The sequence below is a fragment of the Azospirillum sp. FG154 genome, from assembly GCF_057809575.1.
In genome coordinates this window covers 111181-134394 of the sequence record NZ_JBMDKF010000008.1, presented here as the reverse complement: position 1 = coordinate 134394, position 23214 = coordinate 111181, and the positions used below count along the sequence as shown (strand labels likewise).

The 23214-nt window shown below is 66.2% G+C and carries 15 protein-coding genes; 7 read left to right on the top strand and 8 right to left on the bottom strand.

Annotated features, from left to right (window positions below):
- Positions 1-6: 6 nt before the first annotated feature.
- Both ACODS4_RS11880 and ACODS4_RS11875 read right to left on the bottom strand, forming a co-directional pair.
- Entirely contained in the window at positions 7-849 is an 843-nt protein-coding gene (locus ACODS4_RS11880; RefSeq protein ID WP_488863983.1) for an alpha/beta fold hydrolase, read from the bottom strand.
- Between the two features lie 43 nt (positions 850-892).
- Complete coding sequence (locus ACODS4_RS11875; RefSeq protein ID WP_488863832.1) at positions 893-1747, bottom strand: lytic transglycosylase domain-containing protein; 855 nt, start codon at positions 1745-1747, stop codon at positions 893-895.
- 219 nt (positions 1748-1966) lie between these two features.
- Between ACODS4_RS11875 and ACODS4_RS11870 the strand changes: the two genes are divergently transcribed.
- From ACODS4_RS11870 to pbpC, 5 genes are all read left to right on the top strand, one after another.
- The gene (locus tag ACODS4_RS11870; RefSeq protein ID WP_488863830.1) at positions 1967-3223 is read left to right on the top strand and encodes a molybdopterin molybdotransferase MoeA; all 1257 of its coding nucleotides are present in this window, start codon (positions 1967-1969) and stop codon (positions 3221-3223) included.
- A 124-nt stretch (positions 3224-3347) separates the two neighbouring features.
- On the top strand, positions 3348-4376 hold the full coding sequence (locus ACODS4_RS11865; RefSeq protein ID WP_488863828.1) for a YeiH family protein: 1029 nt from the start codon (positions 3348-3350) through the stop codon (positions 4374-4376).
- Between the two features lie 10 nt (positions 4377-4386).
- Positions 4387-5310, top strand: a complete 924-nt coding sequence (locus ACODS4_RS11860) for a LysR substrate-binding domain-containing protein (RefSeq protein WP_488863826.1) — start codon at positions 4387-4389, stop codon at positions 5308-5310.
- A 100-nt stretch (positions 5311-5410) separates the two neighbouring features.
- On the top strand, positions 5411-10645 hold the full coding sequence (locus ACODS4_RS11855) for an alpha-2-macroglobulin family protein (protein ID WP_488863824.1): 5235 nt from the start codon (positions 5411-5413) through the stop codon (positions 10643-10645).
- A 3-nt stretch (positions 10646-10648) separates the two neighbouring features.
- Positions 10649-12766, top strand: a complete 2118-nt coding sequence (pbpC, locus tag ACODS4_RS11850; RefSeq protein WP_488863822.1) for a penicillin-binding protein 1C — start codon at positions 10649-10651, stop codon at positions 12764-12766.
- Positions 12767-12772: 6 nt separating this feature from the next.
- On the opposite strand, the gene ACODS4_RS11845 is transcribed toward pbpC, so the two are convergent.
- Positions 12773-12994, bottom strand: a complete 222-nt coding sequence (locus ACODS4_RS11845) for a hypothetical protein (protein ID WP_488863820.1) — start codon at positions 12992-12994, stop codon at positions 12773-12775.
- Positions 12995-13800: 806 nt separating this feature from the next.
- On the opposite strand from ACODS4_RS11845, the gene ACODS4_RS11840 reads away from it, so the two are divergent.
- Positions 13801-14241: a hypothetical protein gene (locus ACODS4_RS11840; RefSeq protein WP_488863818.1), complete on the top strand. Its 441-nt coding sequence runs from the start codon at positions 13801-13803 to the stop codon at positions 14239-14241.
- 71 nt (positions 14242-14312) lie between these two features.
- Positions 14313-15860 (top strand): multicopper oxidase family protein, encoded by a 1548-nt coding sequence (locus ACODS4_RS11835; RefSeq protein WP_488863816.1) that lies wholly within the window; start codon positions 14313-14315, stop codon positions 15858-15860.
- A gap of 6 nt (positions 15861-15866) precedes the next feature.
- Here the strand turns inward: ACODS4_RS11835 and ACODS4_RS11830 are convergent, their stop codons facing one another.
- From ACODS4_RS11830 to ACODS4_RS11810, 5 genes are all read right to left on the bottom strand, one after another.
- Positions 15867-16082 (bottom strand): SlyX family protein, encoded by a 216-nt coding sequence (locus ACODS4_RS11830; protein WP_488863814.1) that lies wholly within the window; start codon positions 16080-16082, stop codon positions 15867-15869.
- An 87-nt stretch (positions 16083-16169) separates the two neighbouring features.
- A complete protein-coding gene (locus tag ACODS4_RS11825; RefSeq protein WP_488863813.1) occupies positions 16170-17459 on the bottom strand; it encodes an Nramp family divalent metal transporter in 1290 nt (429 codons plus the stop codon).
- 703 nt (positions 17460-18162) lie between these two features.
- On the bottom strand, positions 18163-19131 hold the full coding sequence (locus ACODS4_RS11820; protein WP_488863811.1) for a LysR family transcriptional regulator: 969 nt from the start codon (positions 19129-19131) through the stop codon (positions 18163-18165).
- A gap of 431 nt (positions 19132-19562) precedes the next feature.
- On the bottom strand, positions 19563-21116 hold the full coding sequence (locus ACODS4_RS11815; protein WP_488863809.1) for a hypothetical protein: 1554 nt from the start codon (positions 21114-21116) through the stop codon (positions 19563-19565).
- A gap of 311 nt (positions 21117-21427) precedes the next feature.
- Positions 21428-23179, bottom strand: a complete 1752-nt coding sequence (locus ACODS4_RS11810) for a methyl-accepting chemotaxis protein (RefSeq protein WP_488863807.1) — start codon at positions 23177-23179, stop codon at positions 21428-21430.
- Between the last annotated feature and the right edge of the window lie 35 nt (positions 23180-23214).

Here is a 23214-nt window from a genome sequence, read left to right as displayed (position 1 = left end):
TCCGGCCTACGCGTCCAACAGGAAGGAACGGACGACGGCGATCTGCTCCTCGTTCATCAAAGCGGGGGCGTGGCCGGTGTGGGGGATTTCGACGATTCGGGCGCCGGGGCCGCGTCGGGTCATTTCCTCGGCGGTTTCCGCCGTCAGCAGATCGGAATCGGCGCCGCGCAGCACCAGAACCGGGCAGGTCACGCGGTCCCACAAAGCCCACAAATCAACATCCTGCATCGGCTGCGCCGTGAAGGCGTGGGCGATGCCGGGGTCGTAGGCGAGGCCCAGCAGGCCGTCGGGCCGTTGGCGGGCGCTGTGTTCGGCCAGATGGCGCCATTGCCCGTCGGTCAAACGACCAAAGCCCATCAGGGTGAAGCGCAGATAGGCTTCGACGGCGGCGACGTCCTCGAACACCGGATCCTTGCCGACGTAATCGGCGATGCGCTGCAAGCCGATCTTGGAAATCAGCGGGCCGACGTCGTTGATGACCAGACGGCGGATCGGGCTGTTGGGTTGGGCGGCCAACATCATGCCGATCAAGCCGCCCATCGAGGTTCCGACCCAATCAACCTGATCGACTCCCATCCGGGCGATCAACGCCGCCATGTCGGCGCAATATTGCGGATAGCCGTACAGCGCCGGATTCGCCAGCCAGCCGCTTTTGCCGCGCCCGACCACGTCGGGGCAGGCGACCCGGCGGCGGTCGGCCAGCGCCAGGGCCAGCGGATCGAAATCGCGCCCGTTGCGGGTCAGGCCATGGACGCACAGGACGGCGGGCGCGTCGTCGCGGCCCCATTGGGTGTAGGCGACCCGGTGAAACCCGGCGGCGCTGAGGCCGAGAAAGCTGCGTTCGGACATCGGCACGGGGCGGGAACTCCCAACAGGGGGGAACGGAAACGGCTCAACCCTTTTTCGATGATTTCCCGGTTCGTGGCAACTCCGCCGCCGCCCCGGACAGGGCCGGAGACGGATCGACCACGCGCTGGTCGAACGGGTGATAGGTCGCCCCGTAAATCCGGCGGATGATCCGCACGTAATTCTGGGTTTCCTCGTAGGGCGGGATGCCCCGGTAACGGTCCACCGCGCCCTCTCCGGCGTTGTAACCGGCCAGCGCCAGCGTCACGTCGCCCTGGAAATAGGCCAGCAGCCAGCGCAGATAGCGCACGCCGCCGGTGATGTTCTGGGCGGGATCGAAGACGTCGGACACGCCGAAACGGTCGGCGGTGCCGGGGATCAACTGCATCAGACCGGCGGCGTCCTTGGGCGACACGGCGTCGGTGCGAAAGGCGCTTTCCGCCTGGATCACCGCCAGAACCAGCGCCGGATCGACGCCGTGGCGGGGGGCGATGGCTTCGACCAGCTTGACGATCTCCGCCGGGGGCGGGGCGACGTTGCGCAGCGGCGCGCCGCCGGGGCGGCACCAGGGGCGGATGCGGCCCATGCCGCCGGGAACGTAATTGACCATGCGCCGGGCCTCGCTGTGCCCGCGCGAGGCGGCGGCGCGCAACCACGCGGCGCCAAGCCGACGGTCGCGGCCAACCCCGATGCCGAACAGATAACGGCGGGCCAGACGGAAGGCGGCGTTGGGGTCGCCCTGTTCGGCGGCCTGGCAATCCGACACGCGCTTGGCCGCCATGGGCGAAATCGGCGCGGCCAATTGGGCGACGTTGGGCGCCGGTTTCTCCGCCGCGAAAACAGCGGGCGCGGTCAGGGCGATCAACGCCGCCAGAACCACCGACACCACACGACCAACCACGGACCGCCCTCCAAAACCAAAGCCAGACATTATGCTGTTCGGGGGAGTATGGGGAGACAATCCAGACTCGGCAAGGTTGGGGACGTCCATTCCGCCGATTCGGTTCTGACATTCGAGTCTGGGGGCTTGACCTTGGACAAGGGGGCGGTGTCGGCTGTGCGCTATTACAGGCGCTGGACCTGCAACCCGCCGCGCTTGCCCGGCATAAGGACGATTCTGATGGATGACTGCGCCGCTCACGGCCCTGCCGCCCTGTCGCTGGACGCGGCGCTGGCCCGCATTGACCACGGTTATGGCCCGGTGACGGGGACGGAGGCGGCGCCCCTGCGCGCCGCCCTGGGCCGCGTGCTGGCGGAGGAGGTGACGGCTCCCGTCAACGTGCCCCCCGCCGCCGTGTCGGCGATGGACGGCTGGGGCTTCGCGGCGGACGCGGGCGAGGGCATGGGCGGGGGCGAGCGGCGCTTGACGGTGATCGGACGGGTTCCCGCCGGATCGTCCTTCGCGGGGGTCGTCGCGCCGGGCCAAGCCGTGCGGATCTTCACCGGCGCGCCGGTTCCCGTCGGCGTCGATCGCGTGGCCATGCAGGAGGATTGTCGGGCCGAGGATGATGGCGCGGCTGTCTGGGTTCCAGCCGCGCTGAAACCCGGCGCCAACATCCGCCCGATGGGGGAGGACATGACCGCCGGGTCGGTGGTTCTGCGTCCGGGCCAGCGGATGCGCGCGCAGGAAATCGGGCTGGCCGCCGCCGTCGGGCGCTCCACCGTCACCGTGCGCAAGCGCCTGCGCGTCGTGCTGTTTTCCACCGGCGACGAACTGCGGGAGCCGGGAACGCCCAAGCCCGACCACGCCATCTACGACGCCAACCGCTACACTCTGGCCGCCCAGCTCGACGCGCTGGGGGTGGAGGTGATCGACCTTGGAATCCTGCCCGACCGACCTGACGCCACCCGCGCCGCGTTGGCCGAGGCGGCGGAGCGGGCCGATCTGCTGGTGACGAGCGGCGGCGTGTCGGTGGGGGAGGAGGACCATGTCAAGGCGGCGGTCAGCGCGCTTGGCTCCATTGATCTGTGGACCTTGGCGATCAAGCCCGGCAAGCCGCTGGCGTTGGGGCGGGTTGGGTCCACGCCCTTCCTTGGCCTGCCGGGCAACCCGGTGTCGGCGATGGTGACGTTTCTGCTGGTCGGGCGTCCGTTGGTGTTGCGGCTGTCGGGCGCGTCGAGCGCGGCGACCCCGCGCAGTCTGGTGGTGGCCGGTTTCTCCTTCACCAAAAAGCCGGGGCGGCGCGAGTTCCTGCGCGCCCGGCTGGAGCGCGCGCCCGATGGCCGTCCGCTGGCGATCAAATTTCCCAGCAACAGCTCAGGCGTTTTGACTTCGATGGTCGAGGCCGACGGTTTGGTGGACATGCCCGCCGAGGCGACGGCGATCAATTCCGGCGATCTGGTCGATTTCCTGCCCTTCACCGGGCTGTTCGCCTGACGGAGCCAAGGGCGCGATTGATCTGAAATTTTGATCGAAACGGTAATTTCAATCAATTGGACGGATTGACGATTTGCCGCCAATTTCCCTGTGAAATCAGATGGTGAAATTGGAGGCCGTCGTCATGATCCGCATTGCCCTGTTCCGCGTCGTTCCCGCTTTTTTCGTTCGCGTCGCGCCCGGAGTCGCCCTGTCGGCTGGGCTGGCTGTCGTGGCTTTTGCGCTGGCCCAGGCGTTGGGCTGGCGGGCGCTCAGCCCGCTGGTGTTGGCGGTGCTGCTGGGGATGGCGGCGCGCCGGTTGCTGGGTTCGGGCGGGCGAGAGGCCGCGCGCGCCGGGGTGGTCTTCACCGTCCGCCCGCTGCTGCGCGTCGCCGTCGTGCTGCTGGGCGCGCAGGTGACGGTCGGGCGGATCGGCGCGTTGGGTGGGGCAGGCTTGGCGGTGGTCGCCGCGTCGTTGGTCGCCAGCCTGTGGTTTGCCGGGCGGCTGGGCCGGGCGCTGGGGGTGGAGCCGCGTTTGGCGCGTTTGATCGGGGCGGGAACCGCGATCTGCGGCGCGTCCGCCGTGCTGGCGGTCAACAACGTCACCGGCGCGGAGGAGGAGGACGTCGCCTACGCCATCGCCTGCGTCACCCTGTGCGGCGCCTTGTCGATGCTGGTCTATCCGCTGCTGGCCGAGGCGCTGGCCCTGAACCCGCACGCTTTCGGCCTGTGGGCGGGCGCGTCGATCCATGAGGTTGGCCAAGCGGTCGCCACCGCCTTTCAGAATGGGCGGGAGGCGGGGGAGACTGGGACCATCGCCAAGCTGTGGCGGGTGGCGCTGCTGGCCCCGGTGGTGGTCGGCATGGGCGCGACGCTGGCCCGCGAGATGGGGAGCGGCCCGGCGACGGGGCCGCGCCCGGCGCCGCTGCCGTGGTTCGTCGCAGGCTTCTTGATTTTGATCGCGGCGAACAGCCTCGGTCTGGTGCCGGAGACGGCGCGCGGCTGGGCCGGGCAGGCCGCGCCCTTCCTGCTGACGATGGCGCTGGGGGCGATGGGGCTGGACGCCGATCTGGGCAAGCTGTTGGCGCGCGGGCCGCGTCCGCTGCTGCTGGCGGTGGGGGCGACTCTGTTCCTTGCGTCTTTCAGTCTGCTGGGCATTGTGTGGTTGGCGTGAGGCCAACCCCGTGGAGCGTTCGCCGCCGATGACCCTGGAGCAATTGCGGATCTTCGTGACGGTCGCCGATCTTTTGCACTTCACCCGCGCGGCGGAAGGCTTGGGCCTGTCGCAACCCGCCGTCAGCGCCGCCATCGCCGCGCTGGAGGCCGAGCATGGCTTGCGGCTGTTCGACCGCATTGGCCGCCGGGTGGAGTTGACCGCCGCCGGGGATCTGCTGCGGACCGAGGCGCGGGCGATTCTGCGCAAGGTGGAGGACGCCGGGTCGATGCTGGCCGAACTGACCGGGCTGACGCGCGGCGCGCTGCGGCTGGCGGCGAGCCAGACGGTGGGCCATCACTGGCTGCCGCCGCGTCTGGCCCGCTTCGCCGCCGCCTTTCCCGGCATCCGCGTCGATCTGTCCATCGGCAACACGCAGGACGTCGCCGACGCCGTGCGCGACGGTCGAGCCGAATTGGGCCTCGCCGAGGGCGCGGTCAGCGACCCGGCCCTGATGACCGAGACGATTCCCGGCGACCGGCTGTTGCTGGTCGCCGGGCGGGATCATCCCTGGGCGATGGAAGGCGCGGGGCGCGCGGCGGCGGCCGCCGATCTGGCGGCGGCGCGCTGGATCTTGCGCGAACCCGGTTCCGGCACCCGCGCTGTGTTCGAGCGGGCGATCCACGCCGTCGGGCTGGATCCGGCGGCCTTGACCGTCGCCCTGACCCTGCCCGACGGCGCGCTGATCCGCCACGCTCTGCTCGCCGGGTTGGGGGTGAGCGTGCTGTCCGATCTGGTGGTGGCCGACGCGCTGCGGGATGGGCGCGTGGTGGCGTTGGACGGGTTGGCTTTGCCCGAACGCGCCTTTCATCTGGTGCGCCACCGCGACCGCCACCGCAGCGCCGCCGAACGGGCCTTCGTCCGGCTGGCGTTGGACGGGTCCGTGGGGGCGTGACAAACGCTCGAAACCCGAAAAATCCGCGCCGCCGCTGTCGTCAAGCGACTGTTATCAAGCGTATAAGGGCTGATCGGTAAATTCCGGCGGGGGCGGTGCGATGAGGCGGTTGCTGACTTTGGCGTGGGTCGTGTTGGCGTTGGCCCTCTCGACCGGCGTTCCCTCCCGCGCCTCCGAACGGTCGCCCTACGCCGTGCCGAACTGGGTTGACACCATCCTCTATGTGGGCGGCCTGACGGCCAAGGCCCCGCCGCAGCCCAACCCGCAGGTCAGCGACGCGGCGTTGAAGCAGGCGCGCGCCGCCATGGCCCGCAAGGACGGCGCCGCCGCCGTGCCGAAATACGAACAGGCGATCATCAACGGCGCGGCCAGCCCGTCGGTCTGGCTGGAGCTGAGCGCCGCCTGGATGGCGCTGCCGACTCCCAACAAGGACCGCGCGCTGCAAAGCGCCGTCCAGGCCGGGATCGGCGAGCCGAAGGACGATGAGCGGGTCGGGGTTCTGCTGCGCGTCGCCACGCTGATGGACGAGTCGTTCGGCAAGCCGGACGAGGCGGCCAAGGCGCTGGGCGCCATCCGCGCCATGGCCGACAAGCTGGAGCCGGGCGTTCTCGACGCGTTGGCCCCGAAGCTGGAGGAGCGCTGGATCGCCCTGCGCCGCAAGGCCGGGCTGACTCTGCGCGACGTCACCGTCAATTCCGACGACGCGGTGGCGCGGGTCTGCTTCCAATTCTCCGACCGGCTCAGCACGCGCAAGGGCGTGCGTTTCGACGATTATCTGCGGGTGGAGCCGCCGACCAAGCTGTCGGTGGACGCGCGCGACAACACGCTGTGCCTGCGCGGCGTCGCCCATGGCGCCAGCTACGCCGTCACCCTGCGCCAGGGCCTGCCCGGCGAGGATGGGGTGGAGCAGAAGGCCGAAGAAACCCAGCGCGTCCGCGTGCCGGATCGCTCGCCGATGGTCGCCTTCAAGGGATCGGCCTTCATCCTGCCGCGCAGCGGGCCGGACGGCGTTCCCATCGTTTCGGTCAACACGGACAAGCTGGCGGTGTCGGTCTACCGCGTCACCGACCGGGCGCTGGTTCCCGGCATGGCCGACGGGCGGCTGTTCAACCCGCTGACCAGCAACTCCGCCGAAACCCTGGCCGACCGCAACGGCGAGCTGGTGTGGTCCGGCACGCTGGAGGTGAAGGGCGAGCGCAACCGTCAGACCCAATCGGCCTTGCCCTTCCGGCAGGCGGTGGGCGAGCAACCCAAACCCGGCCTCTACGCCGTCACCGCGCAACCGACCGACGTGGAGCCGAGCGACCCCTGGAACGATCTGGCGACGCAATGGGTGCTGGTGTCCGACATCGGCCTGACCAGCTATCGCGGGGCCGATGGGCTGACCGTTTTCGCCCGCTCCTACGGCACGGCCAAGCTGCTGGCCGGGGTCGAGGTGGCGCTGGTCGCCCGCAACAACGCCGAACTGGCCCGCGCGACGACGGACGAGTTGGGGCGGGCGCGCTTCGCGCCGGGGCTGCTGAAGACCGGCGGCAACACGCCGGACATGCTGATGGCCTATCTCGGCGCCGATTTCGCCATGCAGGATCTGACCGGGGCGGCCTTCGACCTCAGCGACCGTGGGGTCGGCGGGCGCGCCGCGCCAGGGCCGATGGACGCCTTCGTCTACGCCGACCGGGGCGTCTACCGGCAGGGCGAGACGGTCAATCTGTCGATCCTGCTGCGCGACGACAAGACCGAGGCGGTGGAGAATTTCCCGCTGACCGTCAAGATCTTGCGCCCCAGCGGCACCGAGTATTTCTCCGGCCCGCTGACCGGGCAGGCGGCGGGCGGCTTCTTCCTGCCGCTGACCCTGTCGCGCACGGCGCCGCTGGGCGGTTGGCAGGCGCTGGTCTATGGCGACCCGAAGGGCGAGCCGATTGGGCGCGGCGCCTTCCAGGTGGAGGATTTCGTTCCGGTCAAGCTGGCGCTCGATCTGACCGCCAGCGCGCCAATCTTCACGCCGGGCCAACCGTTCGAGGTGGTCGCCAACGGGCGTTTCCTCTACGGCCCGCCCGCCGCCGGTCTGTCCGGCACGGCGGAGGTGGCGATCCAGCCCGACCCGACGCCGTACCCGGCCTATAAGGATTACCGCTTCGGGCGCGCCCAGGAGACGGTGGATTCCAAGCTCGACACGCTGGAGTTTCCGGTGACGGACGGGCAGGGGCAATCGCGCGTCGCCGTGGCGCTGCCCTCGCTGCCCGACACCACCCGCCCGCTGCGCGCCGAAATCCGCGTCGCCTTGTCGGAGCCGGGCGGGCGTCCGGTCCACAAGGCGGTGACGGTTCCCATCCGCGCCAAGGCCCACGCCATCGGCCTGCGCCCGCGCTTTTCCGATGGCCGGATCGGCGAGGGGCAGGAGGCGAACTTCGATCTGGTCGCGCTGGCCCCCGACGGCTCCGCCATCGCCAAGCCCAACTTGACTTGGGAGTTGGTGGAGGAGCGCGTCAGCTACCAATGGTATCGGCAGAATGGCCGCTACAGCTACAACGCGGTGACGCGCAACGTGCCGCTGTCGTCGGGGACCATCGCGGCGACGGCGGACAAGCCCGCGACTTTGGCGCTGGGGCGGCGGGAGTTCGGGCGCTACCGGATCGAGGTGACGGACAAGGCGGCGGGCGTCGCCACCTCCTACCGCTTCGCCGCCGGTTGGCAGAACGAGGATGACAGCGGCAACACGCCGGACAAGCTGGAGATCGCCACCGACAAGCCCGCCTACAGTCCCGGCGACGTCGCGCGCGTCCGCATCACCCCGCCTTTCGCCGGAGAGGTGCTGTTGACCGTGGCGACCGACCGGCTGTTCGAGGTCCGCAACATCAGCGTTCCCGCCGACGGGGCGACGGTGGAGGTTCCGGTCAACGCCGCCTGGGGGCCGGGCGCCTATGTGACCGCCACGGTTTTCCGTCCGCCGGTGACGGGCAAGGAGCGCCAGCCGGTGCGCGCCGTCGGCGTCGCCTGGGTCGGGATTGATCCGGCGGCGCGCACGCTCGACGTCGCGTTGGACGCCCCGGCGACGATCCGCCCGCGCAGCCGTCTGGAGGTCGGGGTCAACGTCAAGCCGACGCGGCCCGGCGAGGGCGCGGCGGAGGACGTCTACGTCACGCTCGCCGCCGTCGATGAGGGGATTTTGCGGCTGACCGATTTCGTCAGCCCGCAGCCCGCCAAGCATTTTTACGGCAAGCGCACGCTGGGTTTGGACATCCGCGACGATTACGGCCATCTGATCGACGCGCTGGACGGACCGTTCGGCGCGCTGCGCCAGGGCGGCGATTCCAGCGGCGTCGGGCTGCCGGTGGTGCCCTTCACCGTGGTGTCGCTGTTCCAGGGGCCGGTGAAGGTCGGGCCGGACGGAACCGCCCGCCTCGCCTTCGACGTGCCGGACTTCAACGGCGAATTGCGCCTGATGGCGGTGGCCTACAGCCGCAGCCGGGTCGGGTCGGCGGCGGGGCCGGTGACGGTGCGCGATCCGCTGGTGGCCGACGCCGTGACGCCGCGCTTCCTCGCCCCCGGCGACGACAGCCGGGTGACGCTGTCGCTGCACAACGTCGAGGCCGCCGCCGGAACCTACGCCGTCACCGTGACGGGCCGCGGCGCCGTGTCGGTCGATGGCGGCGGGCTGTCGGTCGCGCTGGCGAAGGGGGAACGCAAGACTCTGGTCCTGCCCCTGAAGGGCGTCGGGGCGGGCGTCGGCCATGTGTCGCTGGCGGTGGCCGGGCCGGACAATCTGGCGGTGACGCACGACTACGCCATCGCCGTCCGCCCGGCGCGCGCGGTGGAGACGCAACTCGTCACCCGGCAGGTTCCCCCCGGCGACACCATGCGCTTCAGCGCGGCGGATCTGGCCGCCTATGTGCCGGGAACGGCGGGTTGGTCGGTCAGCTTCAGCAGCGCGCCGCCCTTCGACGTCGGCGGCATCCTGCGCGCGCTCGACCGCTACCCGTTCGGCTGTCTGGAGCAGACGGTCAGCCGCGCCCTGCCGCTGTTGGTGGTGCGCGACGTCGAGCTGGCCTTGGGGGCCGACCGCAAGCCCGACGACGGGTTGGACGGCCGCGTGCAACAGGCGATCTCGCGCACGCTCGACAAGCAGCGCTTCGACGGCGCCTTCGGTTTGTGGAGCGCCCAGAGCGAGGCCGACGAATGGCTGACCGCCTACGCGACCGAGTTCCTGATTCGCGCCAAGCAAAAGGGCAACGCGGTCCCCGACAAGCCGCTGAACGACGCGCTGGGCTGGCTGCGCAAGCGGGCCGTCGCGTCGGCTGGCGAACCGGCCCAACTGGCGGTGCGCGCCTACGCCCTGCACGCGCTGGCGTTGGGTGGGGTGTCGCTGCCGGGACCGGCGCGCTACCTGCACGACACCGCCATCGACAAGCTGCCGACTCCGCTGGCCAAGGGGCAGTTGGGGGCGGCGCTGGCCCGCATGGGCGACGGCGAACGGGCGGCCAGCGCCTTCGAGTCCGCCGTCGATCATCTGGCCCGCGCCGAATGGAACGTCGATTACGGCTCCACCATCCGCGACGCGGCGGCGTTGATCGTGCTGGCGTCGGAAGTCGGCATGACCGGCAAGCGGCTGCCCGCCTTGCTCGACCGGCTGCCCGCGTCCGACCTCGCCGTCAACCGCACCAACACGCAGGAAAAAGCCTGGGCGGTGCTGGCCGCCGAGGCGCTGGCGCGCGGCGCGCCGTCCAGCGTCAGCGTGACCTTGCCCAACGGCGAGAAACGCGCGGGCGCGCGGGTCGATCTGCGGCCCACCCTGGCGCAACTGAGCGCCGGGCTGCCGGTGGTCAACAGCGGCGGCGCGCCGCTGTGGCAAGCGGTGTCGCTGTCGGGCGTTCCCACCATCGCCCAACCGGCGGCGCGCGAGGGGCTGCGCGTGAAGCGCAATTTCTTCACCCGCAAGGGCGAGCCGCTGAACCTCGACACGATCCGCCAGAACGACGTCTTCGTCGTCGTGCTGGAGGGGGAGGCCAACACCAAGCTGTTCCACCAACTGGCGATCACCCACCCGCTGCCCGCTGGCTGGGAGATTGAAAACGCCAAGCTGGGGGCGGGCGGAACGGATGATTTGCCGTGGCTGGACAAGCTGACCGTTCCCAACAGCGTGGAGGCCCGCGACGACCGTTTCGTCGCCGCGCTGGATCTGACGGAAGAGGCGGCGTCCTTCAAGCTGGCCTTCATCGTCCGCGCCGTGACGCCGGGCGTCTATGAACTGCCCGGCGCGGCGGTGGAGGACATGTACAAGCCGCGCTTCTTCGCCCGCCAAGCCATCGGGCGGATCACCGTCCATCCGGCGGAGTGAGGCTTGCCGGGCTGGGGGTTGCGAGGGTGGGGGTTGCGGCGGCGTGGCCGCGTCGTCGCGGCGCTGGCGCTTCTGTCGGTCGGCGGGCTGGGGGCCGGCGGGCTGGCGGGCGCGGCGCTGCTGCTCGACCGGCTGTTCCCGCCGCCGCTGGAGCGGTTGGCCGATTTGTCGGTGACGGTGGCCGACCGCAGCGGCCAGCCCCTGCGCGTCTACACCAACGCCGCCGGGGCGTGGCGCCTGCCGATTGAGGCCGACGCGGTGGCGCCGCTGTTTCTTGATCTGCTGCTGGCCTATGAGGACCGGCGGTTCTACCGCCACGCCGGGGTTGATCCGCTGGCGGCGCTCCGCGCGTTCGGCCAGAATCTCGGGGCTGGGCGGGTGGTGTCGGGGGCGTCCACCTTGACCATGCAGGTCGCCCGCCTGCTGGAGCCGCGCCCGCGCAGCCTGTCGGCCAAGCTGATCGAGGCGGCGCGCGCCGCGCAATTGGAATGGCGCTACGACAAGCGGGCGATTTTGGGCATGTATCTGACGCTGGCCCCCTATGGCGGCAACGTCGAGGGCGTCCGCGCCGCGTCGCTCACCCTGTTCGGCAAAGCGCCGACCGAGTTGGACGCGGCGGAGGCCGCCTTGCTGGTCGCGCTGCCGCAATCGCCTAGCCGCTTGCGCGCCGACCGTTTCCCCGAACGGGCGCGGATGGCGCGCGACAAGGTGCTGGACCGCGCGGTCGAAGCGGGCGCGCTGTCGGCCAAGGCGGCGGCGGAGGCGAAGACGGAGCCGGTTCCGTCGGCCCGGCAACCGTTGCCCGCCTCTGCCCCGCATCTGGCGGACGCGCTGCGGGCGCGGCGCTCCGGCGAAACGATCCTGACCACGACGGTGGACGGCGGGTTGCAACGGGCGGTCGAGGCGCTGGCCCGGCGGGAGGTCGCGCCGCTGAACCAGCGGGCCGGGATGGCGGCGCTGGTGGTGGACAACCGGACCCGCGCGGTTCTGGCCTATCTCGGCAGTTCCGACGCGCTGGACGAAGACCGGCGCGGGCCGATCGACATGGTGCGGGCGGTGCGCTCGCCGGGGTCGGCGCTGAAGCCCTTCATCTATGGGCTGGGCTTTGACGACGGCGTCATCCACCCCTTGACCCAGGTGGCCGACGTCTCCACCCGCTTTGGCGATTACGCCCCGCGCAACTTCGACCGGGGATTCACCGGCGATCTGACCATCGAGGAGGCGTTGCAGCGCTCGTTGAACATCCCGGCGGTGCTGGTGCTTGACCGGGTGGGGCCGTTGCGCTTCGCCGACGCGCTGCGCCGGGTCGGGGCGCGGCTGGTTCTGCCGTCGCGCAACGCGGTTCCGGGGCTGCCGGTGGCGCTGGGCGGCGCGTCGATCAATCTGTGGGACATGACGACGCTTTACAGCGGCTTGGCGCGCGGCGGCATGGTCGCCCCGCTGCGGGTTCAGCCCGACGCGGCGGAGGAGGGGGGCGTGCGACTGCTCTCCCCCTCGGCGGCGCAGCAGGTGCGGGCGATTCTGGAAGGCTCGCCGCCGCCGCCGGGAATCGTCCAGGCGCAGGCGTTGCGCGGGGCCGGTCCCATCGCCCTGAAGACGGGGACCAGCTACGGCTTTCGCGACGCCTGGGCCTTTGGCGTGACGGAGCGTTACACCGTCGGCGTTTGGGTGGGCCGCCCGGACGGCACGCCCAGCCCCGACCGCTATGGCCGCAACACGGCGGCCCCGCTGCTGTTCCAACTGTTCGATCTGCTGCCCGCCGACCGTGGCCGCCCCGCCGGGCCGGTCGCCGCCGAAGCGCCGCCGGAGTTGCTGCGCCGTTTGCAGGCTGGCGATTCGCCGTTGGTCGCTGGCGTGCGCCAACCCGACCGGCTGCGGCTGGTGTTTCCCGGCGGCGACATGGTGGTGGAGGCGTTGGGGCCGGATGGCCGGGCCGATCCGTTGACCTTCTCGGCCACGGGCGGGCGGCGTCCGCTGTCCTGGCTGATCGACGGGCGGCGCATCGCCCTGTCGCCCATCGCCCGCGAGGTGGTGTGGCGGCCCGAGGGGCCGGGGCCGGTGCGCGTCACCGTGCTGGACGCGGACGGGCGCAGCGACAGCGCTGTGGTGGATGTGCGGTGAACGGAGTCAGGACGCTTTGAGCAGCGCGCGGTCGCGCCGGGGCGTCGGCGTGGTCGCGCCTTGCGACAGGCTCCACACCCGCGAACGGACGCGCATCTGCTTTTGACAGTCGGTCGAGCAGTAAAGCGGCGCCGGTCCCCGCAGCGACGGACGCACGAAAGGACGACCGCAGCAGGCGCAGTGCAGTTGACGGGTTGGGATCGGACCCTTGCGGGCGGAACTGGACATGACGAACAAAGGCTGTGGTTTCAAGAGACCCGGAATATAGGCGGAGATTGTTGCAATTCCATGCTCGGGAAAACGCCTATCACCAATCGCTTGACCGCATGGCCGAAGGGCGGGGGCAATCGCATTTGGCGTCGAATCTCCCTCTCCCGTTTCGGGAGAGGGAAGGGGCCTGCCGCGAAGCGGTGGGAAGGGTGAGGGGTGATCCAAGGAACCATACAGTTCTGGTCTCTTGGAGCGCCCCTCACCTTCCCCACTTCGTGGGTCCCCTCCCTCTCCCAGAGGGCTATGGCATTCACACATCTTTTTCTTTCTGCAACCAATTGAAATGAAACGGATTTTTCGTCATCCCCGCGCAGGCGGGGATCCAAAGTTTGCCAGACGAACCCTATGGGGAAGTCTGGATTCCCGCCTTCGCGGGAATGACGGAGGAAAGTTCTTTTCCTTCCAATGAGTTGCCTAAACCAAAGATGTATGAATGCTGTAGCTCCCAGAGGGAGAGGGCGATGATCGCCAAATGCGATACCCCAGGACGAAGGGCGCAGGGCAATCGCTTGAACAAGCTTTTGGCGATCCCGAGACAAATTTTGACACGGATTTCACGAATTCTCACACGGATTTCACGGATGTCCTCCTGGGACCAAGGCCAACGGCGTCAAATGGTTCGCTCCTTGACAGACAGCCATGAAATCCGTGCGTCAGTCCGTGAAATCCGTGTCAAATCTTGCCAGACATCCCGGTTCTCTTCCTTCAAGCGATTGCCCTGACGAAGGGCGGGGGCGGTTGACCCGTCGGGCGGAAGGGCCTATGTGACGAAGGGGAAAGACCGGGGAAACATGCGGATGCGGCTGGGGTCGTGGTTCGGACGGCTGGGGGTGGCGGCGGCGCTGATGATCGCGCTGGCGCTGGGCCTTTCCCTATGGTCCGGTCCGGCCTCGGCGGGCAATGTCGCCCATGACGGTCATGCGGGGCATCATCACGCGGCCAGCGCTCCGAAAAACGACGCGCCGATGGTGGTCGTTATGGTCGGCGCCGGAGCGATGGACCGCGCGCCCTGCCACACGGCTCCCGCCCCTTCGATTCCGTCTTGCTGCGCCGGGGCCAACTGCCTGTCCATGCATGTTGGGTTGGCGGTGGTCAGCCTGTTTCCGCTGATGGCGGGGGCGGGCGCGCCGACTCGCCCGGCGGCTGGGCCGTTGTTCGCCGGGATCGCGGCGCCGCCCGATCTGCCGCCGCCGCGACGGGGATGAAGCGCCGCGCGCGACCCCATGTCGGGTTCCGCGCCTGTTTGATCCCCCATTCCTGTTTGTCGGAGGCCGTCATGGCTCTCACCGTTTCCCGCCGTCGCCTGCTGACGGCGTCGGCGCTCGTTGGTTCCGCCGCGCTTTTGCCCGCCCTGCCGCGCCGCGCCTTGGCCGCGTCGGCGAGCGATTCCCAAGCCCCCCTCCGCCTGACGGTTGAACGCCGCGTGTTGGAGGTGAAGGGCAAGGCCGCCACGATGTTCGGCATCCGCCAGCCCAACGGAACCGCCGGGTTGATTTTGGATCCGGGCCAGCGCTTTCGCGTCGATCTCGCCAACCGGGCGGGCGAGGACACGATCATCCACTGGCATGGTCAGACGCCGCCCTATGTTCAGGACGGGGTGGTGGACGTCAACCGCCCGGCGATTCGCGATGGGGCGTCGGCCTCCTATGATTACGCGGCGCGGCCCGGCACCCATTGGATGCATTCGCATTTGGGCTTGCAGGAACAGCGACTGATGGCCGCTCCGCTGATCGTCCGCACGGACGAGGATCTCCGCGCCGATGAACAAGAGGTGGTGGTCCTGCTGCACGACTTCACCTTTCGCGACCCGACGGAATTGCTGGCCGGGCTGACCGGCGGCGCGGCGACGATGGACCATGGCGCCATGGGGCATGGCGGGATGAATCCCGGAACCATGAATCCCGGAACCATGGATCACAGCGCGATGAATCACAGCGCCATGGGCCATGGAGCGCCGAAGACGGCCCCGCCTATGGATCATGCGATGTCGGGCCATTCCATGCCCGGCATGGACATGAACGATGTGGAGTATGACGCCTATCTCGCCAACGACCGCACGCTCGACGATCCGGAAGTGCTGCGGGTGGAGCGGGGCGGGCGGGTTCGCCTGCGTCTCATCAACGGCGCGACATCGACCGCCTTCCACATCGACCTGGGGGCTTTGACCGGGCAGGTGATCGCGGTCGATGGCTCCCCGGTTCAGCCGGTGACGGGCAACCGCTTCGGCATGGCGATGGGCCAGCGGCTGGACATTCGTCTGACTCTGCCCGCCGACGGGGGGGCCTTCCCCATTCTGGCGCTGCGCGAGGGGGCGGTGGAGCGCACCGGGATCATCCTGGCGACCGCCGGGGCGGCGGTGGGCAAGCTGTCGGGCCTGTCAACGGCCCCCACCGGCGCGCTTGATCTGACGCTGGAACGGTCCTTGACCGCCGTGACGCCGCTGGCCGCTCGTCCGGCGGATCTGACGGGGCGGGTGCGGCTGACCGGCTCGATGACGCCCTACGCCTGGAGTCTCGACGACCGGGCGTTCGGCACGCACGCGCCCTCGCGCGTCTCGCCGGGGCAGCGGGTGGTTCTGACCTTTGAAAACGCCTCGGGCATGTCTCACCCGATGCATCTGCACGGCCATCATTTCCAGGTGGTCGCCATCGACGGGCAACCCTTCGCCGGGGCGGTGCGCGACACGGTGCTTGTGCCGGTGAATGGGACCGTCACCGTCGCCTTTGACGCCGACAATCCGGGGCGCTGGCCGCTGCACTGCCACAATCTGTTGCACATGGCGACCGGCATGATGACGGAGCTGGTCTATGACGGCTACGCCTGACCGGCGTCAGTAATGTGGCGGGGGCCGGTCATCCTGCGGGGAGCGGCCCCCGCCGAATTCGGCGTCGGCCAACTGGTCGCGCAGGCGGCGCAACTGCGCGGTCATGCGGTCGATCATCTGGCCTTGCTGAAAGATCACCTGAGACATCTCCTCGGCCATGCGCTCGTGATGGGCGACGCGGCTTTCCAGATCGGTCAGGCGCAGTTCAAGGGCGGGGTCCATGGCGACGGGATCCTGTCGGTGGCGGGAGCGGGCGGCAAGATGGACCATTCCCCGCGCCCCGTCACCCGCTTGTTGAATCTTGACCGTTTACGACGTCAGCGCCGTGGTTCCGGCCATCCAACCGGACAGGCCGGTCAGCAGCAGGGCCAGAATGTTGGCGAAGCGCAGGGTCAGCGGGGCCATGGCCAGCCCGCCCATCACGTCGCGGTCGCGCAGCAACAGCAGCATCGGCAGCAGGATGAAGGGCAGGGTCAGCGCCAAGGCCACCTGACTCAGCACCAGCAACTCATCGACCGCGCCATCGCCCGCGCTCCCCAAAATCGCCAAGGCCGGGACCAGGGCCGCGCTGCGGGTGATGGCGGCGCGGACCAGCGGGCGCAAACGGATGTCGAGAAAGCCCTCCGTCACGATCTGACCGGCCATGGTTCCCGTGGTGGTGGAGCTTTGCCCGGCGGCCAGCAAGGCGACCGCGAAGATCAACGCCGCGCCGCCGCCGATGTTGCCGCCCAGCAAGGCGTGGGCGTCCTCGATGCCGGGGACGGCGCCGGTGGCGGCGACGCCCTGGAAGGCGACGGCGGCCACCGCCAAAATCGCCCCGTTCACCAACCCGGCCACCGCCAGCGCGGCGCTCAGATCAATGGTCAACCAGCGAGCGGCGCGCCGCCGTTCGGCGTCATCGGCCTCCGCCGCCAAGCGCGAGCGGACCAGACCGGAGTGCAGGAACAGATTGTGCGGCATGACGGTCGCGCCGACGATGCCCAGCGACAGATACAGCATCTCCGGGTCGCGGGCCATCTCCAGGCTGGGAACCAGACCGGCCAACAACGCGCCTGCGTCGGGCTTGGCGATCAACAGCTCCCAACCGAAACAGACCACGACCACCGCCATCAAGCCGCCGACCACCAGCTCCGGCGCCCGACCCCGCGCCCCCGGCAAGGCCAAAATGGCGAAGGTGGCCGCCGCCGCGATCACCACGCCGCCCAAGATTGGCACGCCGAACAGCAGCTTCAAGGCGATGGCGCTGCCCAGCAACTCGGCCAGATCGGTTGCGACCATCGCCAGTTCCGACACGCCCCAGATCGCCAACGACACCGGACGCGGGAAACGGTTGCGTATCAGCCGGGCCAAATCCTGACCGCTCGCCAGCGTCAACCGGACGATCAGCGCCTGCAAAAACATCCCGGCCAGACTTGCGAGCAGCACGGCGGCCAGCAGCGCGAAGCCAAAACGCGACCCGGCGGCGATGTCGGTCGCCCAATTGCCCGGATCCATATAGCCGACGGCGACGACGAAGCCCGGCCCCATCATCGTCCAAAACCGACGCGGCGGAGCCGAAGCGGGGACGGGGAATCCTGCGGTGGGGGAGAAAGTGGTCACGCCGGAAACTCCTGAACGACGGTGGCGATGGACCCATGATGGGGCGGTGAGGGCGAAACATCCAATCGATTGTTTTTCACGGATCAATAGGGTGTAGCTATTGAATCCCTTATTTGCAAGTAATTCTTAATATCATAATTGAGGCGCGCTGCGATAGGGGTGGCGACGCTGGATTGCGCTGGGCAAAGAAAAACCGCCAGCAACCCTGGGGTTCCTGGCGGCGACGTCAAGGCGTGCTGGGCGTCAGCGGAACGGGATCATTCCCGCTCGATTGTTTAAAACCCATCTAGGTTATTGATCTGACTGGTTTTTCCTTGTCGTTGACACCGAAAACCGACCTATGGGCCGTCAAAAAATTACGATGTTGATTTTAAAGGGAAATCCCCCCAAAAAATTTTGCGGGGTTTCGACATCTATCGGGACCGATTGCCCCTCCGGGCCGATTTTTGGCGACTGTGCGCCGCCCTACGTGTGCATCGGCTCGCAACACTGGGCCAGTTTCAGGGGTGATCGGCGTCCAACAACCAGCCACCTCTGATCTGGCAGACCACCACCCTGGGTTTGGGCGACAGGGTGGTGGACAGGAATGTTGACGGTGGAGACGATCGCACGGATACGCGGGAGACGGCGCCGCGCTACGAGCGCCAGCGCCAGCCGTTCCCGAAGCTGGCGGGGGGCCAGGAAGAACTGGACCGACCGATCCTCACGATCTCTGGGACTGCGACACACAAGCGGCCAAGAAGGCGTCACGGCGCGTGCAGAACGTGATGGATTCGGCTTCAAGCCATTTCTCGACAGCGGTGATCCTTTTCTTCCGGTCAGGTGCGGTAATGAACTTATACGCGGCGTTGGCGCGAACGACCGGCCCACGGATCGGAACCAGTCGTCCCGCCTCCAAGTCGTCCAGCACCAGCGCGAGCCTGCCCATGGCGACTCCTTCATCGGACAAGGCCGCTGCAATGGCAAGTTGAGACAGGTTGAAGCGTTTGCCGCCGGATGGGTTGGGTATCGCAAGACTGGTCGAGTTCAAATACGTTTGCCATTCTTCCTCTTGGGCGCCGTCCCAGGGGCGGGTGTCGTGCAATAGCAGTCGACCGTCAAGATCAGCGACTGAAGCAATGTTGGGGTGGCGTGCAAGAAAAGCAGGGCTGGCAACCGGAAGAAGATATTCATCCAAGAACTGCGTCGCGTCCAGATCGGGATAGTTCGCGTTGTCGTATCGGATGGCCACCTCCAACCCTTCCGACTGCATGCGCGCTCGAGTCAGCACGTGGAATTCTCCAATCAGTTCAACGTTCGCCTCTGAATAATGTATGGGCAGGCGGGGAAGGCGTGGTGTGAGCCAACGGATGGCAAAGGACGGGGAGCAGCTCAGCGGGACGGTTCCCAGACTGCTCGGCTGGGTGAGTTCCTCAAGAACAATGCGAACGGAATTATAAGCGGCGCCGACCACGGCGGCGAGCCTGCGCCCTTCTGGGGTTAGCGCCATGCAACTGGCGCTACGCCGAAACAGAGGAACACGAAGCGCCTGTTCGAGACTCTTCACTTGCTGACTGACAGCGCCTTGTGACACGGACAACTCGTCCGCAGCGCGTGTGAAGCTCGCATGACGGGCCACCGCGTCAAAGGCACGGAGCCATGCGAGTATCGATGGAGTAAGAGATTTCTGCATAGGGAAAAATTACAGTCCTTCTTGTCTTGTTGGTGGGGCGATTATGATATTGCATGGACTTTTAGGTCGTTTTCTAATTTCAACTTCTATTTATACATAAAAGAAATTATAAAAACTAACAAATTACGATTTTTATAAACATAAATTCCACGACATTTCCTCATTTGTAGTTGAGAATAAATATCAATTAAATTGCCATAATTTCATAAACATTTCACAAAAAGGCGAATGAGGCAAAGACAAAGACGCGTCAATTCCAGCCATGAAGCCGTCGATGCCAGCGTGTCGCATTGAGATGATGAGGTGCGAAAATTGCGCCTCATCATCTCCAATAAGGAGAAAAAAACGGAATTCAGCGTCTGATACCGAGTATCCTCTGCCAGCTTCAGGTCGTTGAGCGTACAGCAGGTCCGTGGAGACTATCCCAGGGGCTAGTCCACTCCGGCAAGCGCGCCTCTGCCCAACCCAAGGGTCCGGCGCACCAACGCGCAGCATTGCGTCGCGCCGTTTCGGCACGCGCCCAGCGCCGGAGTCGATTCCCATCCGGATGGAAGACGGGAATGAAGATGTTCCAGCGCTTTGGTCGCCCCCGCCTTTCCGCAGAGACAGACGTGATGAGCCAAAGCCTTATGCACGAGATCGTCCGAGGACGTTGACGCCGACAGAAGACTCGGGCGGAACTGTAGGGAAGCGCAATCCAATTGCTCAATGATCCTGGACCGGGCGGTGAATGCGGCCAAGCGCTGCCCGTTCCGATCAGCCAACGAGCAAGCCATTGTGGCGAGTTGCATCAACGCGCATTCCTGCTTTGTCAAGGCAGGTGTGGCGGCAACGGTTTCCTCTGCCACAGCCCGACCTCCAATGGAGGATTCGTTGAAGAGATCCAAAATGGGGGCTAGAACATCGCGAGCCAAGATGTGGCCGATTTTTAGATTTAGAGTATGAAAGCGCTTTCCGAGCGCCGTTTCGGCAGGTAATGCGATCAATCGCTCCAAATTTTTATGATTATGATCGAAGTTGCTCAGGAATTTGGTAATCGCTTGCACGGTGTCCAGCAAGGACGGATAGCCTAATTTCATGATTTTCAGGTTCGGCGCCGTGTTGGCTATATCCCAGGCCTGACGTTCCATTTGTGCAATCATCCAATCGATCACGCCTCCCAGGGGAGATTTGAAGAGTCGGTTCGCCTGCTCACGCCGTACATGTTCTGTGGCGACCAGCAGGATTTCAGTTGGTCGGCGGAGCAACATCGTCAGTTGGATCAAGATCAGCGCCGGATGTAGCTTGACTGGCGTTCTTTCCACAAGGCGGTGCATCTTCAATTGTTGCGGTTCATCAAAGGGCAGGGCCGGGCGGAGCGCTCGAGGAAGGGTCGGCAGAGTGTCGAACTGGTGTGGTGACACACCCAGCGCCTGGGCGCCGATGTGAAACGCGGTTGGGTACGCTTGCAAGCAAGAGGCGAACAACCGTGTTGCGTCAATGACCACGGCTTTAGGCAGCGAGGTGCCGAGGCCGATTTCATCGGCAGCGGTTCCGCTCAAGCCGGACTCAAGGAATAAGCCAGTCCGCTCAGCCGCCTCCAACAGAACGCCCACCCGCGAAGGGGAATCCGCTTTATCCAAATAGGCCACGCTCAACTCCTCCAACGGAGGAAAGTGGTGCGTCAGGAAGCGCTGAATGCCGGCGAGGAGTGATCGCGGAATCTCCCAATGCGACCCAGGATGCTGAGCGGCGTGGTCTACGAACATTGGTTCGGCAGCGCAACAAAGCGCACGCCAAAGCGACTGTTGTCGGATGGTTGGGCGCTCTTGCAATGCTGGACGCACAACCGCCAGCAGCGATTGGCGCTGGTCAGCGTGCAATTCCGGCACTTCGCCCTGTTCGATGGCCAGAGCTGCCTGCGCCTGTGCTGGTCGGGGAAGAGAGAGCAAGTAGCTTTCCAAGGCGACAAGCTGTGGCGCACTCAAGGCACGGGAGTCCGACATCTGCGAATCCTATGAGCAGGTTTCTGCGCGGAGGCCGAAGACCAGAGAGGATGCCGACAGGCAAGCAAGTCCCCAAGGAAGGCCGCATGCCCGGTCCATCGACTCAACTGCTTTCATGGTGGCGGGCATGGGGCTGTGCCGGATGATTAGAGCCATTCCCCGGCCCTTCTACCGGGGGGTGATCCAATCAAAATGAGATGGCTGAGGCGGCTTGTTGGGTTATACGTCCCGCTGGACCCTTTATTGCCAAGGGGGGACAGTCGCACGACGAGATCGGAAACCCGGCGCCGCGCCCTAGTGCGGTGGGGACATCAAGCCGCGCGGATCCCGTCGAGGAAGCCTTCAACATTTTTCCAAAGATCGTCCGACTGGAGATTCAAAGCATCGGCCGCGCCCAAGACACTCGCCGCCGACGAACCGACCTCTTCCGTTGCCTGATTGATGTGAAGAAGATTGTTGGTCACGGTCTGTGATCGTTGTGCCGCTTGCTGCAAGTTGCGTGTAATTTCAGCAGTGGTTGCCGTCTGCTCTTCGATCGCGGCGGCGATCACGGAAGCGCTCTGGTTGATTAACCCGATTGTCTTCTCAATGCTGGAAATGCCGGTCAGGGCTTCGCTGGCCACGCGCTGCATGTTTGCAACATGCAGTGCAATGTCATCTGTGGCCTGCGCAGTTTGGTTGGCCAAGGCCTTGACCTCGTGGGCGACGACGGCGAATCCCTTGCCCGCCTCGGCGGCGCGGGCCGCCTCGATAGTGGCGTTCAGGGCAAGCAGGTTGGTTTGGCGCGCGATACTCGAAATGAGCGTGACCACCTCGCCAATCCGTTGGCTGGCGTCCATAAGGCTGCCCGCTGTAACCAAGGTCTGTTGAATCTCGTTAACAGCTTGCGCGGCGATCGTGGTCGATCGAGAAACTTGGATGCCAATCTCGGAGATTGAACCTGACATTTCTTCGGTTGCCGAGGCCACAGCCTGCACATTTGACGAGGTGTGCTCCGCCGCCACGACGGAGGCGCTGGCCTGACGGTGGCTTTGCTCGGCCAGTTCAGCCATCCGATTGGCCAGGGACTGCATCTGTCCACCGGAACTGGTCATCTGCCCCATGGCTCGGGCCATGGACCCGCTGAAGGTGGCGATCAGGATTTCCAGTTGCGCAGCCCGCCGCTCTTTCGCCTGCCGCTCCGTCGATTGAAGCTCTTCAAGGTGGCGGCGTTCTTGTGCGTTGAGTTTGAAGGCTTCTAAAGCGCGAGCCATCGCACCGATTTCGTCCCGACGATCAAGGTGAAGGACAACCACATCCTGGCCATTGGCAACAGCGCCCATCGCGTTTGTCAACGCGGTGATCGGGCGGCTGATCGCTCGCCCGGTGAGCAACGCTATGCCAACCGCACTCGTGATCGCCACGCCGGCAAGGATCAAAAAGAGTAAGACGGAGCGCGCCACGGCAAGCGAGGTTTGTTCGTGCGCGACGTTGGAAAGTTCTCGGCTCTGTTTCTCAAGTGATTTCAGTCGTGTGACAAGCGCACTGTATTGCTGATCCGCGCTAACCATGAACAGCGTTGCCGTGGGAATATCGACGGCGACCATGTCGATGACCTGGTGCGCCTGTTCCGTGTAGATTGCGGCCTCCCGAAGGAGGGATTCACGAAACAATTGAGGAGCTTCAATGGTCGAGTTTTCCGTTTTGATGCTCAGGTTTCCAAGGATCATCGGATTGAGCGCGGATGCCTGAATGCCGTGCAGAGCAGTGGGCAAATCCTTTGAGCGGGAAAGCATATCTTGTATTTTCAAAATAAGCTTCTGATTGTCGCTTTCGTTTCCAGCAATTGCGCTCATGCGGTAAAGATCTGTGTGATATTCAGTCAACGTTGCCAGAGCTTGGGAAACCTGCTCATAATCACCAAACACATCCTGGATCAGGACATTGAAACGGTGCTTCTGGTCAGAAAGAGCCAAGCTGGCGAACCCAACGAAAATCAATAGAATTGATGCTATTGCGCCTGGAGCAATTAAAACTTTTGAGAAGATGCTCAAATTTGAAAACGCTATATCAAGTTTTTTCATAATTTTCTGGCCATTATCAATTATTATCTAGTGAA